This is a genomic window from Aeromonas sp. 603404 (assembly GCF_049171775.1).
In the GTDB taxonomy this organism is placed as follows: domain Bacteria; phylum Pseudomonadota; class Gammaproteobacteria; order Enterobacterales; family Aeromonadaceae; genus Aeromonas; species Aeromonas veronii_A.
Map to the genome: position 1 here is coordinate 1 of NZ_JAAKPE010000002.1, position 15811 is coordinate 15811.

Here is a 15811-nt window from a genome sequence, read left to right on the forward strand (position 1 = left end):
TGGTGGCTATGACGGGATTCGAACCTGTGACCCCCGCATTATGAGTGCGATGCTCTAACCAACTGAGCTACATAGCCAACCTTGCTTCCGGTGAGTCGTTGCCTCGTCACCGTGCGGGCCGAATTATGCGTATCTGGCTCTGGGGCGTCAACCCTTTTTTTGCCAGAAAAACGCAATTTGAGTGCGTTTGACCAGTTATTGGCCTCTGTTGCGCAAAAGCCCAACAATCTGGTTTTTTTTAAGACATTGCCATTATTGCCCGGGCAATGGCAGATAAAAAACAGGCCAGCAAATGCTGGCCTGTCATGGGATTAGACGTTGAACAGGAAGTTCATGATATCGCCATCTTTGACGATGTAATCTTTCCCTTCAGCGCGCATCTTGCCCGCTTCCTTGGCGCCTTGCTCACCCTTGTAGGTAATAAAGTCTTCAAAAGCGATGGTTTGGGCGCGAATAAAGCCTTTTTCAAAGTCAGTGTGGATCTTGCCAGCCGCTTGCGGGGCAGTGGCACCGACCGGAATAGTCCAGGCGCGCACCTCTTTCACACCGGCGGTGAAGTAGGTCTGCAGGTTGAGCAGCTGGTAGCCGGAGCGGATCACGCGGTTCAGGCCCGGCTCTTCGATACCAAGGTCAGCCATGAACTCGGCGCGATCTTCGTCGTCCAGTTCGGCGATGTCGGCTTCGATGGCACAGCAGACCACGACCACGACCGCGTTCTCGGCGGCGGCGATTTCACGCACCTTGTCCAGATAGGGGTTGTTCTCGAAGCCATCTTCCGCCACGTTGGCGATATACATGGTTGGTTTCAGGGTCAGGAAGTTGAGGTGGCTCACGGCGGCCAGCTCTTCTTTATCCAGCTTCATGCCGCGGATCATCTGGCCGTTTTCCAGTGCGACCTTGATCTTCTCAAGCACTTCTACTTCAAGCTTGGCATCCTTGTCGCCGCCTTTGGCGCGCTTGGACTGGCGGTGAATGGCGCGCTCGCAGGCGTCCAGATCCGACAGGGCCAGCTCGGTGTTGATCACTTCGATATCGTCAGCAGGGGAGACCTTGCCGGCAACGTGAATGATGTTCTCGTCGTCGAAGCAGCGCACTACGTGGCCGATCGCTTCGGTTTCACGGATGTTGGCCAGGAACTGGTTACCCAGACCTTCACCCTTGGAGGCACCGGCAACCAGACCGGCGATGTCCACAAATTCCATGGTGGTCGGTACAACGCGCTGCGGATTGATGATGGCAGCCAGCTGATCGAGGCGGGGATCCGGCATCGGCACCACACCTGTGTTCGGCTCGATGGTGCAGAACGGGAAGTTGGCGGCTTCGATACCGGCCTTGGTCAGTGCGTTGAACAGGGTGGATTTGCCTACATTAGGCAGGCCCACGATACCGCATTTAAAACCCATGGATTGTTACCTTACTTGATGGATGCTGTGAGGCTCGCCCGTAGGCGGCCCGTGTCATGCTTTATTCGGCTTTGAAGCTGTGCAAGCGATTCATGGCCTTGGTCATATCTTGTTTGAACAGGATGTCGGTGGCGCGCAGGGACTCGTCCAGCGCGGCGTCGATCAGGTTCTGTTCACTGCTGGGGGCCTTGGTCAGGACGAAGCCCGCCACCTGCTCTTTGCTGCCGGGATGGCCGATCCCGAGACGCAGCCGGAAGAAGTTATTGTTGTTGCCCATCTTGGCGATGATGTCCTTGAGGCCGTTATGGCCACCGTGACCACCACCCTGCTTGAACTTGGCGATGCCAGGCGGCAGATCCAGTTCGTCATGGGCCACCAGCATCGCTTCCGGCTCAATCTGATAAAAACGCGCCAGTGCGGCCACCGCCTTGCCAGAGAGGTTCATATAGGTGTTCGGGATGAGCAGCCGCACATCCTGCCCCTCGACCAGGATGCGGGCAGTATGGCCGAAGAACTTGGGTTCTTCACGCAGGCTGACATTGTGCCAGCGGGCCAGTTGCTCCACATACCAGGCGCCCGCATTGTGGCGGGTCTTGGCATATTCCGGGCCGGGGTTGCCCAGTCCGACGATCAGTTTGATTTCGCTTGTCACGCTTGATGTCTTCACTCGCAGCTGCCGTGGGCACACTACCCAGGGCAATAGGACGCAATATTCTAGCCGCCGAGTGGCGATCACTCAACCAATGCGCATGTTATGGCGGGATTTGCAGCATTATTGCGGCCAATGGGTGGCTAACGGTGGGCAAACGGGCCTCTTGCAAGAGGCCCGTTTCAGCTTGCCGATGGATTGTGCCCGGTTGACTACCGTCGTTATTTGGCACGCAACAGGGTTACGGTCTCTTCATCCAGTGCGGTCAGGGTGGGACGGGCATCGCGCACATACTCCACGAAAGAGGCTGCATCGGTGCCGCAATCCACGCCGCTGGCTTTGCAATCGAGTGGCTGGCCCGGGGCATAGACGGCGCTCAGCAGCTCGCCGTTTTGTGCCACCTTCAGCACCGGGAAGGCGGTCAGCTTGCCATTGACGCTGGCGATATCGACCCGCTCGCTCTTCTGACGCTGGGCATTGGCCAGTGCCTGCCAGCCATCGTTGCCGTTGGCGCTGTAGGCGTTCATCACCACCCGATAGCGCTGGTTATCCACCAGATCTTGCCATTCGCCACTTGCGGTCTTGCGCTGCAATTGGGTCAGGGTGCCCGCCTTGCCTGCGTCGGTCTCCTGGAAGGTGTAACGCAGGTTACCGCCATAGGGGAACTTGCCGGCATGGGCGCTGGCGGGCAGGGTGGCGGTGATGGTCTCGGTCAGCAGGGCACGCACCTCGGCGCCGGTCAGGGTCAGCACCGAGAGCTGGTTCTTGAACGGCAGCAGAGTGAGGGCGCTATCCCCCTCACGCCATTCGCCAGCAGGCAGGTCGGCGCGCACGCCGCCCACCGCAACCAGAGAAAAATCGACCGGGCCGCCGGTCAGGGCTTGCACTGCTGGGGTATTGGCCCAGTAGAACTCCCCTTCGGCAACCAGCGGCGCTACATCTGAGCCGTGGCTGTCGCTGCCGTTGTCACCGGGACGACGGGCATTTTGCAGCTGCTCGGGGATGGTGCCGATCACCGGGCCGTAGGCTTTCTCCAGCGCCGGTTTGTAGTGGCTGTCGATGATGCCGCGCAGGCGCGGATCTTCATCCACGGTCACCAGATTGGGCTGGTTGTCGACAAACTGGCTCGCCTCTTTGCTGCGGGCGTCGTCGAGTGCTTGCTTGCGCGCCGCATCGGCGAAGAAGTCGCGGCTGGCCAGCAGGCTGTTGTGGCCTTGGCAGTCGGTCACCTGACCCTGGCTGTCAAAGGTCACCTGTGCCAGACCGATGGCCTGGGCGTAGGAGCCCGCCTGCACCACGCAGGTCTTGCCGATGCCATCCGGATTGGTCACCAGCTTGGCGTAATCGCCGGTCTTGCCCCAGCCAATATTGCGAAAATCGCCGAGCAGGCTGTGGGAGTGGCCGCCGACGATGGCATCGAGGCCGTTTACCTTGGCGGCCAGCGCCAGATCCCGCTCGTTGCCGATGTGGGTCAGCGCCACGATCTGGTGGATCCCCTTGGCTTGCAGCATGTCGACCGTGGCCTGAGCCGAGGCGACCTCCTTGCCAAAGCGCAGTTTGCCGACGTTGGGGGCGATATTGCCCATGTCTTCCAGTACCAGACCGATGACGGCGACCAGCTGTTTGCCTTGTGGCAGGTTGTCGAGATCGGTGACCGGGCTCTTCTGGTTGCCGTCAAAGGCGTAGACCACGAAGGGCTTGAGGTTGTCAGCCTTGCTGAGAGCCGGATCGGCCTTGGTGTCGAGGTTGGCGGCCAGCACCGGGAAGTTGACCCCCTCGATGAAGCGGGCCAGCTTCTGGTTATCCAGATCGAACTCGTGGTTGCCCAGCGCCATGGCATCGAGGCCGAACTGGCTCAGCAACTCGGCGTTGGCCATCCCCTCGTTGAGTTTGAAGTAGCCGCTGCCCTGCCAGGCATCACCGCCGTGCAGCAGCAGCAAGGGCTGGTTCTTGGCCAGCGCATCGGCCTGATAGGCTTTCGCCATGGTCAGCAGGCGCGGGTAACCGCCAAAGCGGGTATAGAGGGTGTCCGTCTCCCCCTGCTGGGTAAAGATCTGCCCTTTGATCTCGGCATTGACCGGATCAAACTGGGAGTGGGTGTCGTTCATGTGAGCCAGGGTCAGCACGAAGGGCGGGTTCTCTTTGGCGGGCTGACAGGCGAACAGGGCGGAGGTGAGGGTCGCGAGCAGGAGGGGACGCAAGCAATTCATGGGTAAATCCTTAAGCCTGCCGGGGGCAGGGTCGTACCAGATAGCAGAAAGTTGGAAAGAGAAGGTCCAGAAAGACGAAAACCGCCTGATGGCGGTTTTCGTTATTGCTGAATCTATCAATGCTCAAACATGGCAGAGATGGACTCTTCGTTGCTGATGCGACGAATGGCTTCGGCCAGTACAGTTGACAGCGTCAGCTGCTTGACCTTGCCTACCGCTTTCATCTCCGCAGTGAGCGGGATGGAGTCGGTGATGATCAGTTCGTCGATCACGGAGTTCTTGATGTTCTCGACGGCGGAACCGGAGAAGACCGGGTGGGTAGCGTAGGCGAATACACGCTTGGCACCGCGCTCTTTCAGGGCCTCTGCGGCTTTGCACAGAGTGCCGCCGGTGTCGATCATGTCATCAACGATGATGCAGTCGCGGCCGGCAACGTCACCGATCAGGTGCATGACCTGGGAGACGTTCGGGCGGGGACGGCGCTTGTCGATGATGGCGATGTCGGTGTCATCCAGCAGCTTGGCGATGGCGCGGGCACGCACGACGCCACCGATGTCCGGAGAGACGACGACAGGAGACTCGAGGTTCTTGGACTTCATGTCTTCCAGCAGCACCGGGCTACCGAACACGTTGTCTACCGGAACGTCGAAGAAACCTTGAATTTGCTCGGCATGCAGGTCAACGGTCAGCACGCGATCCACACCGACGCTGGAGAGGAAGTCAGCGACAACCTTGGCGGTGATGGGTACACGGGCGGAGCGGACGCGGCGGTCCTGACGGGCATAACCAAAGTAGGGGATAACGGCAGTGATACGGCCAGCTGAAGCACGACGCAGAGCATCCACCATGACGATCAATTCCATCAAATTGTCGTTGGTCGGGGCACAGGTGGATTGAATGATGAAGATATCGCCACCACGTACATTCTCATTGATCTGTACGCTGATCTCGCCGTCGCTAAAGCGACCTACGGCAGCATTGCCGAGTTTGATAAACAGGCGATCTGCGATCTTCTGGGCTAGTTCCGGCGTTGCGTTACCAGCAAACAGCTTCATGTCAGGCACGGTTTGAAACCTCGGGGTTGCATCCAGTATGTGGGGGAGTCTGAAATCAGACCCTATCGTTTTGGGGCAAACGATTTATCAAGATAACGTACAAGGTGTCTGCTGCCCAATGATTGTGATGATACCGGTAACCCGAATCCGTGGCCGAGTGCAAAACCGGCCACGTTAATCATCAATACCGTTCGGTAAAATTGGCTGGGGTACTAGGATTCGAACCTAGGAATGGCGAGATCAAAACCCGCTGCCTTACCGCTTGGCGATACCCCAATCATTTGAACTGTTGCAATGTGGAGAAGAGAGGTGATATGTTCTCGCCCTTGGCGACAAACCCATCAAGTCCCTTCGGCACGCAGGCCAACACTTCCCGAGCAGTCACTTCGTCTTCAAATTGAGCAAAGACGCAGGCTCCTGTGCCCGTCATTCTTGACGGCGCGTATTCTAGCAACCAGCCGAGCGCATTGGCAACCTCGGGGTGGCGCTTTTTCACCAGTGATTCGCAATCGTTTTTCCACTCGCCTTCCAGCAGGTTGTCCAGCGCCATTTTTGGCGTGGCTCTCGGCAGGTCCGGATCCTGGAATACGGCCGCGGTCGCCACATGGCAATCGGGCTTGAGCACCAGATACCAGGCATCGGGCAGTTCGACCGATTGCAGCCGCTCGCCCACTCCTTCGGCAAAGGCCGCCTTGCCACGGACAAACACCGGCACATCAGCCCCCAACTGGACGCCAAGCGCTGCCAGTTCATCTTCACTCAAACCCGCTTGCCAGAGGTGGTTAAGCGCTACCAGCGTGGTCGCTGCATCGGACGAACCGCCGCCAATGCCGCCTCCCATGGGCAGCACCTTCTCCAGCCGGATATGGGCACCTTGCGGGCTCGGCAGGGTTGCCTGCAGTAGGCGTGCAGCCCGGATAATCAGATTCTGCTCATCCGGCACCCCGGGAATGGCCGGGCTCAGGGTGAGGGTGTCGCTATTTGGTATCACCTCAAACTCGAGCCAGTCGCTGTGGTTGAGGAAGATAAACAGGGTCTGCAGCTCGTGATAGCCATCGGGACGACGGCCATTGACGTGTAAAAACAGGTTGAGTTTGGCCGGTGCCGGCCAGCGTGTGGAAGCCATTAACGTGCAAGAGTCCATTGGTTGATCTGAAGCTTGAGGCGGCTGTTCTGGCCGGTCATGGTCAGCTGGTGCGGCAGGCGGTAGCCATCCTGATCCCGATAATCGCCATAGACGATCTGCCACTGGCCGTCGCGCACGCTGGCCAGACTGCTGTCGGGGTTGAGTTCAAACTCCGCTTGACCCGGTAGCCCCTTGATCCACTCTGGCAATCCCGCAACCGGAATATTCCAGCCGGTCAGTTGATAGATGAGCGCTTCTGCATCCTGGCTCTGGTGGCGATTGCCGTCGCTGTCGAGCAGGGTGATCTCTCCCTTGCTGCGGGAGAGCTCCAGAATGCTGGTGCCAATCAGGCTGGTGAGGTTGAGGCGATAATCCTCGCCATCCTGCTGCCAGTTGAGACGGGCGCTGCCTTTTTGCTGGGGCGTGATGATGGCCATCTTGCCGGATAGCTGCCAGTGGGTCAGCTTCTCGAGACGGGTCCGCTCCTGGTTCCAGTTCACCTGGTCACGCTGGGGCTGGGTGGTGGCACAACCGGCCAGCAACAGCAGGCAGGTGAGGGTAAAAATACGTAGCAGCAAGAGACGGCTCCAGAGAGAGGAATTTGCCACAGTATACGGGGCGGCCGTATTGCTTTTAAAGACTTACCCTTTCTCGTACAATTGGCAGCCTTTGCACCCAGCGTATGAAATGATCGTCGCCCACTCATGAGTTTGCTTGCCCTCGGAATCAACCACAACACCGCCAGTGTCGCCTTGCGGGAACGGGTCGCCTTTGGCCCGGACTGCATCGATCGCGCCTTGCGTGAGCTGGTGAGCCAACCCGGTGTCAGCGAGGCGGTGATCGTCTCCACCTGCAACCGGACCGAACTCTATTGCAATCTGGAGGAGGAGCGGCAGGAGCAAGTGCTGCGCTGGCTGCAACAGTTCCACGGGCTGGACGCGGCCGAACTGGTCACTGCCATCTATCAGCATCACGATGAAGAGGCGGTGCGCCACCTGATGCGGGTGGCGTGCGGGCTCGACTCGCTGGTGTTGGGGGAGCCGCAGATCCTGGGGCAGATCAAGCAATCCTACGCTCACGCCCAGCAGGCGGAGTCGGTGAAGGGGGCGCTGGAGCGGCTGTTCCAGAAATCCTTCTCGGTGGCGAAAAGAGTGCGTACCGATACCGAGATTGGCGCCAGTGCCGTGTCGGTGGCCTTTGCCGCCGTCAGTCTGGGTCGGCGGATCTTCTCCGATCTCTCCCAGACCAAGGTATTGCTGGTCGGGGCGGGGGAGACCATCGAACTGGTGGCCCGTCACCTGCGCGAGCAGAGCGTCACCAAGATGATGGTGGCCAACCGCACCTTGCAGCGCGCCCAGACCCTGGCAGCCGAATTCGGTGCCCAGGTGATGACGCTCGAAGAGATCCCCGACTATCTGCACGAGGCGGATATTGTCATCAGCTCGACCGCCAGCCCACTGCCCATCATCGGCAAGGGGATGGTGGAGCGCGCGCTGAAGGCCCGCCGCTTCAAACCCATGTTTCTGGTGGATATTGCCGTGCCGCGCGACATCGAAGCCGAAGTCGATGAGCTCTCCGATGCCTATCTCTACACGGTGGATGATTTGCAGGGGATCATTGAGCAGAACCTCGAAACCCGTAAACGGGCTGCCGCCCAGGCGGAAGTGATCGTGCAGGAAGAGCGCGACGAGTTTATGGGCTGGTATCGTGGCCAGAGCTCGGTCGACCTCATTCGCGATTACCGCCATCAGTCCCAGCAAGTGGCTGATGAAGAGTTGCAACGGGCCCTGCTGGCATTGGCGCAGGGCGAGAGTGCCGAACAGGCGCTCAAGGCGATGGCCCATCGCCTCACCAACAAATTGATCCACGCGCCGACCCAGGCGTTGCGCCAGGCTGCCTCCCAGGGGGATCAGAGCGAGCTCTCCCGCTTGCGGCAGGCGCTGGGGTTGTCACAAGAGCCATAATTTTCGGGCAACCTGCCGGTTGTCCCGTCCTCCATTGAGAATGCAAGAGTTATGAATCCGTCACTGATCAGAAAGCTGGAAGGCCTCATCGAGCGCCACGAAGAAGTACAGGCCATGCTCGGCGAGCCGGATGTGGTCTCGGATCAGGATCGCTACCGCGCCCTGACCCGCGAATATGCCCAGCTGGAAGATATCGTTCACGCCTTCCAGCGTTACCGTCAGGCGCAGGATGATCTTGAGACCACCCAGATGATGCTGGAGGAGGATGATGCCGACCTGCGCGAGATGGCGCAGGAGGAGCTGCCGCTGGCCAAGGCCAATCTGGAGGCGCTGGAGCAGGAGCTGCAAGTGATGCTGCTGCCCAAGGATCCCAAGGATGACAACAACTGCTATCTGGAGATCCGGGCCGGGGCCGGCGGTGATGAAGCGGCCATCTTTGCAGGCGACCTGTTCCGCATGTACTCCCGCTTTGCCGAGCGTCAGGGCTGGCGCGTCTCCATCGTCAGCTGCAACGACGGGGAATATGGCGGTTACAAGGAGGTCATCGCCAAGATCGACGGCGAGCGTGTCTATGGCCGTCTCAAGTTTGAATCCGGTGGTCACCGGGTACAGCGGGTGCCGGAGACCGAATCTCAGGGTCGGGTGCACACCTCCGCCTGTACCGTCGCGGTGCTGCCGGAAGTGCCGGAAGCCGAGCAGATCGAGATCAACCCTTCCGACTTGAAGATCGACACCTTCCGCGCCTCCGGTGCCGGTGGTCAGCACGTCAACAAGACCGACTCGGCCATTCGCATCACCCACCTGCCGACCGGGCTGGTGGTGGAGTGTCAGGACGAGCGCTCCCAGCACAAGAACCGCGCCAAGGCGATGTCGGTACTCTCTGCCCGCCTGCAGGCGGCTGAGGATGAGCGCCATCGCGCCGCCGAGCAGAGCACCCGCCGCAATCTGGTGGGCTCCGGTGATCGCTCCGAGCGCATCCGGACCTACAACTATCCGCAGGGCCGTCTCTCCGAGCACCGTATCAACCTGACCCTGTACCGCCTCTCCGAAATTTTGGAAGGGGACCTGGACTGCGTTATCACGCCGCTGGTGCAGGAGTATCAGGCCGACCAGCTCGCCTCGCTGGCCGAGAGCAATTGATGCAAATGCGGAACCGGCAAGTTCGCATTAAGTGTTGTGCCCATAACATGGAGCCGCACTGATGCAGATCCAGCAGGCTCGTGCCCATATCATGACCGTACTGGCTGAGGGGGAGTCCCCTCGCGCCGATGCCGATGTGCTGCTCTGTCATCTGCTCGACTGCCGGCGCAGCTATCTGATGACCTGGCCCGAACGCGAGCTGGATGCCGCCCAGCAGGCCACCCTGCAGACGTGGCTGGCCCGTCGTCTCAACGGCGAGCCCATTGCTCATCTCGTTGGCGAGCGGGAGTTCTGGTCGCTGCCGCTGAAAGTGAGCCCGGCGACCCTGATCCCGCGCCCCGATACCGAGGTGCTGGTCGAGCAGGCGCTGACCAGAATCCCGCAGGGGCCGTGCGCCGTGCTGGATCTGGGCACCGGCACCGGCGCCATCGCGCTGGCGCTCAAGTCCGAGCGGCCCGAAATCGATGTGTGGGCGGTGGATCGGATGGCCGATGCCGCAGCGCTGGCCCGCGAGAACAGCGCCGCGCTGGGGTTGCCCATCGAGGTGCGTGACGGCAGCTGGTTTGCCCCGCTCGATGAGCAGGCCCCCCGCTTTGCGGTGATTGTCTCCAATCCCCCCTATATTGATGGCGCCGATCCCCATCTCGAGCAGGGTGATGTACGCTTTGAACCGCGCTCGGCGCTGGTGGCGGACGAAGCGGGGCTGGCGGATATCCGCCATATCGCGACCCATGCCCCAACCCATCTGCACAGCGAAGGGTGGCTGCTGCTGGAACATGGCTGGGATCAGGGGATGGCGGTGCGCCAGCTGTTGCAGGATCTCGGCTATCGCAGCGTAACCACGGTGCGTGATTACGGGGAGAACGAGCGGGTCACTCTGGGCATGTGCCCGGCCTGCTGAATCTCTTAACTACCGGTTTGACGGGCAGGGGCGCGGCCTCTGCATCGAGGATTGATATTGAATAGCTATCTTGTGCTCAAGCATCTGCATCTCACCCTGATTGGCGGGGCCGTGCTGATGTTTATGCTGCGTTTCTACTGGGTTCAGGCCGGTTCTGGCCGGGCGTTTAGCGCACCCGTGCTGAAAACCAGCGGTCTGCTCAACGGACTGGTGGTGCTCTCCGGCATACTGCTTTGCGTGGTGCTGGGTCTCAACCCGCTCAATAACGGCATTCCCTGGCTCAGTGAGAAGCTGACGGGGATCCTGGTATTGGTCTTTCTGGCGGCGATGGCGCTGCGGCTGGCCAAAAGCAATCTGGTGCGCTGGTGCTCCTTTCTGGGGGCGCTCGGCTGGATCTACTTTATTGCCAAGTTGGCAGTGCTCAAACAGACGAGTGTGTTCGGCTAAGGCATGAAGAGAATGTTACACATAGACGAATGGACCGATTTCGAAGCCCACGACATCACCGAGCTGGCGTTGTCAGTCAGTGACGAAATTTATGGCTCGGTCGAGCAGGGGATCCGCGAGTTGAACCTGCTGGACGAGTGGCTGGACGAGCAGATTGAAGAGGGCACCTGCGACGAGGTGCGCCAGCAGTTGCTGCAAGGCTTCTACCACAGCCTCGGTTTTCATGGCGATTGGCAGGATTATTTCTCTGCCAACAATTGCGATCTCAATCAGGTGTTGGTTCAGCGCAAGGGGATCCCGGTCAGCCTCGGCATTCTCATCATTCAGCTGGGGCGCAAGCTCGGGCTCGATGTAGAGGGGATCTGCTTCCCCGGCCACTTCCTGGTGAGCTTTGCCGGTGGCGAGGGGGAGGTCTATGTCGATCCCTTTACCGGCGATGAGCTGAGCCTGGCCCGCATCGAGCTGCTGCTGCGCGGCGCGTTGGGGGACTTGGCGACCCTGACCCCCGACTACCTGCAACCCTCCGGCCAGTGGGAGATCATCGAACGGCTGCTCAACGTCAGCAAGGGTGCCCTGCTGCGGGAAGACCGCATGCCCGAGGCGCTGCGTTGCAGCGAGCTGTTGCTGCGGATGAAGCCCGGCGATCCGCTGGAGACGCGGGATCGCGGCTTTATCTACGAGCAGCTCGATTGCCCGCGCCAGGCCGCCGACGATTTTGAATATTTTATTGAACAATGCCCGGACGATCCGGTCGCCGATGTGCTGAAAGTGCAGCTGGCCGCGCTGGATCTGAGCCCCAAGCCCCTCCATTAAGGGTGCTTGAAACTAAACAGAAGAATATCAAGGCCGCTGCGTCCGGTCGTAACGGATTAACTTGGCTTCAGGCCCTTTTATTAAGGATGTCTTGGAGTTGAAACAGAAGAATATCAAGGCCGCAGCGCTCGGCTGCAACGGAGTAACTTGGCTTCAGGCCCCTTCATTAAGGAAGTCTTAGATGGAACAGAAGAATATCAAGATCAACCAGATCGACGTTGCCAATGACAAACCGTTCGTGCTGTTTGGTGGCATGAACGTGCTGGAATCCCGCGACATGGCGATGGTGGTGTGCGAGAAGTACGTGGAAGTGACTAGCAAGCTGGGCATCCCGTTTGTCTTCAAGGCGAGCTGGGACAAGGCCAACCGCTCCTCCATCCACTCCTACCGCGGTCCGGGTCTGGAAGAGGGGATGAAGATTTTCCAGGAGCTGAAAGCGACCTTCGGCATGCCGGTCATCTCCGATCTGCACGAACCCCATCAGGCCAAGCCGGTCGCCGAGGTGGTTGACGTTATCCAGCTGCCCGCTTTCCTGGCACGCCAGACCGATCTGGTGGAAGCCATGGCCCGCACCGGCAACGTCATCAACATCAAGAAGCCGCAGTTCCTGAGCCCAAGCCAGATGAAGAACATCACCGACAAGTTCGAGGAGTGCGGCAACGAACAGCTGATCCTGTGCGAGCGCGGTGCCAACTTCGGCTACGACAACCTGGTGGTGGATATGCTGGGTCTGGGCGTGATGAAGAAGAGCACCGGTGGCTATCCGGTGATCTTTGATGTGACCCACTCCCTGCAGTGCCGTGATCCGCTGGGGGCGGCCTCCGGTGGTCGTCGCGAGCAGGTGACCGAGCTGGCGCGCGCCGGTATGGCAGTCGGTCTGGCCGGTCTCTTTATCGAATCCCACCCGGATCCGAAGATTGCCCGTTGTGATGGCCCGAGCGCCCTGCCGCTGGAGAAGCTGGAAGGCTTCCTCAAACAGATGAAGGCCATCGATGACCTGATCAAGGGCTTCGAACCCCTCGATACCTCGGCCTGATCCCGACGCTGTCATGCCTGATGAAAATGCCCCGCAATGCGGGGCATTTTTTGATAATGATGCGGTGACAAGCACGCATAAAAAAACGGCCAGTCGGCCGTTTTTTGTGCTGATACCGCAAGTATCAGCTCTTCACTGCAGGGCGCTGATTACAGGCTCTGGGTGAAAGTACGGGTAACCACGTCACGCTGCTGTTCCGGGGTCAGGGCGTTGAAACGCACTGCGTAGCCAGATACACGGATGGTCAGCTGCGGGTACTTCTCCGGGTTTTCGATAGCATCTTCCAGAGTTTCGCGACGCAGCACGTTGACGTTCAGGTGCTGGCCACCTTCAACAGCAGGCTCAGCCTGAACCGGCAGTTCGCGGTATTCGAACTGACCCAGGTCAGCCAGTTGCACTTCTTGATCGGCAGCGAAAGCATCGCCTTTGACGCAGATGCAGCGAGCCTGTTGCTTCTCTTCGTCCAGCAGCCAGAAAGAGTTCAGCAGAGCGGTGTTGGCGGCCTGGGTGATTTGAATGCCTTTGATCATGGTATGACTCCTCAATGGGAACGCGAATCCAACTGTAAGGAAATTACCCTGATGTATTTAAGCTACCGTCGATGGCGATGACTTAAAGGGCCCTTGCCTTACACCTTTTCTTTGATGGGGTCATATATACCATGTTGGTAATATTACTAAAATTGATCTAGATCAATAAAAATCAATAAAGCGCCATTTAAATGGGGTTAAATTCTTGAGTTGAATCAAAAATAGGTCATTTTTCTGATTTTGTAAGATATCAAAATTATGCATCTTTTATCTTTTTAATCTAGTAATTTAACTACATCTTTTCGGCTTTTCTGTGGTGGATTGAGGAGTTGGCTACACTCAGCAGAAAGCAAGGAGAGTGTCGGGTGAATATCAGGTGGCGAATGTGGGGATGGTTGGCCCTGTTCTGTTGCTGGGCAATCACAGCTGTGGTCCGGGCCGAAACAGTACGCATAGCGGTGGGCGAATGGCCGCCTTATATCAGTGAGTCGCTGCCCAATCAGGGGTTTCTCTGTCAGGTGGTACGTGAGGCCTTTGCCGAGCAGGGGGTCGATGTCAGCTTTCATTTCTACCCCTGGTCTGAGGCATACAGCCTGACTCTTGAAGGGCGTTATATGATTACCATGCCCTGGTTTCGCTCTCGCGAGCGCGAGCAGCACTTCTATCTCTCTGCATCGCTGGGCAAATTTACGACCCGTCTGCTTGCACTTAATGGTTCGCCATTGGTCAGTTTGGGTGAGCTGAAAAACGAGCCTGTCGGGGTTACCCGTGGCTATTTTTATGGTGAAGGGTTTGCAGCAAGGCAATCCGAGCTGTCTCTTGAGTGGTCCGACTCCGATGAGGAGAGCATGGAGAAACTGCTCACCGGACGCATTCGTTATCTGGTCATGGATGAACAGGTGGCACAGGTTCTGTTTCAGCAGGTTCTCTTTCGTCATCCCCAAGCGGCAGCATTGAGTGGTGCCCCCGATCCCATCTGGTCCCAGCCGGGCTATCTGCTGATGCGCAAGGCCGATCCCGATGCCCGCCGCTTGATGTTGCTGTTTAACGCCGGTCTGCACAAACTGGAGCGCTCCGGCCGGCTCGCCAGGCTCTGGAAAGTGTGAGTCACGGTTGCGTCTTGCGGGCTGCCCCCCTATCCTGACTCCTTCGCCGTATCAAGTGAGGAGGCCGGGGTGCTGACCTGGAGTGATGTGATTGGCTCTGAAAAAGAGCAGGACTATTTCAAGTGTACGCTGGCGACCGTCAGGGCAGAGCGGGAAGCGGGCAAGGTGATCTACCCCCCCGCGGCCGATGTGTTCAATGCTTTCAAACTGACCGAACTGGATCAGGTCAAGGTGGTGATCCTGGGGCAGGATCCCTACCATGGCCCGAATCAGGCACATGGTCTCTGCTTCTCCGTCCTGCCCGGGGTGCGTACTCCCCCCTCACTGGTCAACATCTATAAGGAGATGCAGCGGGATCTGCCTGGTTTCGTCACACCCAATCACGGTTTTCTGGAGTCCTGGGCCAGACAGGGGGTTCTGCTGCTCAACACAGTGCTGACAGTGCAGGCCGGTCAGGCACACTCTCATGCCCATCTGGGGTGGGAAACCTTCACCGATCGGGTCATCGAGCAGATCAATGCCAGTTGTAACGGGGTGGTATTTCTGTTGTGGGGCTCCCATGCCCAGAAGAAAGGGCGTTTTATCGACCGGCAGCGCCACCACGTGTTGACGGCACCCCATCCCAGCCCCCTTTCTGCCCACCGTGGTTTTATCGGCTGCGGCCACTTTTCCGAGACCAACCGCCTGCTGGAATTGCAGGGTAAAAGCCCGATCGAATGGCAATCTGTCTGCCAACCACTTGATTGAGTGCAAAGTTCGGGCGACAAATGACCGTATACTCAGGAAAGTAACATTTTATTTCAGCGCCAAGGAGTGCCCATGTTATCGAGTCTGCACAAGGATCACCTCAATATCGCCCGACTGCTGGATCTGCTGAAGCAGAAGCTGGCCGCCATTCGTGCCGAGCAACCTATCAGCTATTTTCTGGTGCGCGATGTCATCGATTATCTGCGGGAGGTTTCTGACAAGTATCACCACCCCAAGGAAGATCTTGTCTATGACTACTACCTGAAATACCGGGTGGTGGAGGGGGATGTCGCGAACCGCTTGCATGAGGAGCATCTCAAGTTGCTGGAGGCGGGGACCGAGCTCAAGGAGATGGTGGAGATGATCCTGATGGATGCGGTGATCCCGCTCGATCAGTTCACCGCCAAGCTGGAGCGCTTCGTGGAGCTGCAAGAGGCACACATGAACTACGAAGAAGGGGTGATCTTCCCCCATCTGCGTGACTCCCTGACCGAGGATGACTGGCGTCATCTGGAGCAAAACTGGCAGAACCGAGCTATCGGTGATCCTCTGTTTGGTGCCGAGATCAGCCAGCACTTCCAGGCGCTTGCCAAGCGCCTCTCCCTGCCTTTTGCTGCCAGCTGACGCACGCGGCTTTCGGTCATCAGTCATCTGACTGTGCAGGTGTTACCCGGCCAATGTGCC

Annotated in this window: 15 protein-coding genes, 2 tRNA genes and 1 pseudogene; 9 read left to right on the top strand and 9 right to left on the bottom strand. The window is 58.8% G+C overall.

The window, feature by feature from the left end; all coding sequences use genetic code 11:
* The 8 genes and pseudogenes from G5306_RS03880 to lolB form a co-directional block, all read right to left on the bottom strand.
* Positions 1–77, bottom strand: a tRNA-Met gene (locus G5306_RS03880).
* A 234-nt stretch (positions 78–311) separates the two neighbouring features.
* Complete coding sequence (gene ychF, locus G5306_RS03885) at positions 312–1403, bottom strand: redox-regulated ATPase YchF (RefSeq protein ID WP_005343844.1); 1092 nt, start codon at positions 1401–1403, stop codon at positions 312–314.
* Positions 1404–1464: 61 nt separating this feature from the next.
* On the bottom strand, positions 1465–2055 hold the full coding sequence (gene pth / locus G5306_RS03890; protein WP_167574292.1) for an aminoacyl-tRNA hydrolase: 591 nt from the start codon (positions 2053–2055) through the stop codon (positions 1465–1467).
* Positions 2056–2273: 218 nt separating this feature from the next.
* Entirely contained in the window at positions 2274–4262 is a 1989-nt protein-coding gene (locus G5306_RS03895; RefSeq protein WP_337072542.1) for a bifunctional metallophosphatase/5'-nucleotidase, read from the bottom strand.
* A gap of 116 nt (positions 4263–4378) precedes the next feature.
* A complete protein-coding gene (locus G5306_RS03900) occupies positions 4379–5326 on the bottom strand; it encodes a ribose-phosphate pyrophosphokinase (RefSeq protein WP_005343846.1) in 948 nt (315 codons plus the stop codon).
* 192 nt (positions 5327–5518) lie between these two features.
* Positions 5519–5593 (bottom strand) — tRNA-Gln (locus tag G5306_RS03905).
* Positions 5573–6443: pseudogene (gene ispE / locus G5306_RS03910) on the bottom strand (4-(cytidine 5'-diphospho)-2-C-methyl-D-erythritol kinase). The gene G5306_RS03905 and the pseudogene ispE overlap by 21 nt, the downstream one beginning before the upstream one ends.
* Positions 6443–7021 (bottom strand): lipoprotein insertase outer membrane protein LolB, encoded by a 579-nt coding sequence (gene lolB, locus G5306_RS03915; RefSeq protein ID WP_421312429.1) that lies wholly within the window; start codon positions 7019–7021, stop codon positions 6443–6445. Before lolB ends, ispE begins: the two are co-directional and overlap by 1 nt.
* 126 nt (positions 7022–7147) lie before the next feature.
* Between lolB and hemA the strand changes: the two genes are divergently transcribed.
* The 6 genes from hemA (at position 7148) to kdsA (ending at position 12744) form a co-directional block, all read left to right on the top strand.
* Positions 7148–8407 (top strand): glutamyl-tRNA reductase, encoded by a 1260-nt coding sequence (hemA, locus tag G5306_RS03920; protein ID WP_120415613.1) that lies wholly within the window; start codon positions 7148–7150, stop codon positions 8405–8407.
* A 51-nt stretch (positions 8408–8458) separates the two neighbouring features.
* Positions 8459–9547, top strand: coding sequence for a peptide chain release factor 1 (gene prfA / locus G5306_RS03925; RefSeq protein WP_421312430.1), 1089 nt, complete (start codon positions 8459–8461; stop codon positions 9545–9547).
* A 61-nt stretch (positions 9548–9608) separates the two neighbouring features.
* Positions 9609–10448, top strand: a complete 840-nt coding sequence (prmC, locus tag G5306_RS03930; protein WP_421312431.1) for a peptide chain release factor N(5)-glutamine methyltransferase — start codon at positions 9609–9611, stop codon at positions 10446–10448.
* Between the two features lie 57 nt (positions 10449–10505).
* A complete protein-coding gene (locus G5306_RS03935; protein WP_421312432.1) occupies positions 10506–10895 on the top strand; it encodes a SirB2 family protein in 390 nt (129 codons plus the stop codon).
* Positions 10896–10907: 12 nt separating this feature from the next.
* Positions 10908–11708 carry a SirB1 family protein gene (locus tag G5306_RS03940; protein WP_421312433.1) on the top strand — a complete coding sequence of 267 codons (801 nt, stop codon included), beginning with the start codon at positions 10908–10910 and terminating at the stop codon, positions 11706–11708.
* A 181-nt stretch (positions 11709–11889) separates the two neighbouring features.
* Positions 11890–12744: a 3-deoxy-8-phosphooctulonate synthase gene (kdsA, locus tag G5306_RS03945; RefSeq protein WP_421312434.1), complete on the top strand. Its 855-nt coding sequence runs from the start codon at positions 11890–11892 to the stop codon at positions 12742–12744.
* Between the two features lie 149 nt (positions 12745–12893).
* Here the strand turns inward: kdsA and grcA are convergent, their stop codons facing one another.
* On the bottom strand, positions 12894–13274 hold the full coding sequence (gene grcA, locus G5306_RS03950; RefSeq protein ID WP_005334936.1) for an autonomous glycyl radical cofactor GrcA: 381 nt from the start codon (positions 13272–13274) through the stop codon (positions 12894–12896).
* Between the two features lie 458 nt (positions 13275–13732).
* On the opposite strand from grcA, the gene G5306_RS03955 reads away from it, so the two are divergent.
* The 3 genes from G5306_RS03955 (at position 13733) to G5306_RS03965 (ending at position 15751) form a co-directional block, all read left to right on the top strand.
* Positions 13733–14380 carry a substrate-binding periplasmic protein gene (locus tag G5306_RS03955; protein ID WP_421312435.1) on the top strand — a complete coding sequence of 216 codons (648 nt, stop codon included), beginning with the start codon at positions 13733–13735 and terminating at the stop codon, positions 14378–14380.
* 69 nt (positions 14381–14449) lie between these two features.
* The gene (gene ung / locus G5306_RS03960; RefSeq protein WP_421209582.1) at positions 14450–15127 is read left to right on the top strand and encodes a uracil-DNA glycosylase; all 678 of its coding nucleotides are present in this window, start codon (positions 14450–14452) and stop codon (positions 15125–15127) included.
* A gap of 72 nt (positions 15128–15199) precedes the next feature.
* Positions 15200–15751, top strand: coding sequence for a hemerythrin domain-containing protein (locus tag G5306_RS03965; protein WP_216951846.1), 552 nt, complete (start codon positions 15200–15202; stop codon positions 15749–15751).
* The last annotated feature ends 60 nt before the right edge of the window (positions 15752–15811 follow it).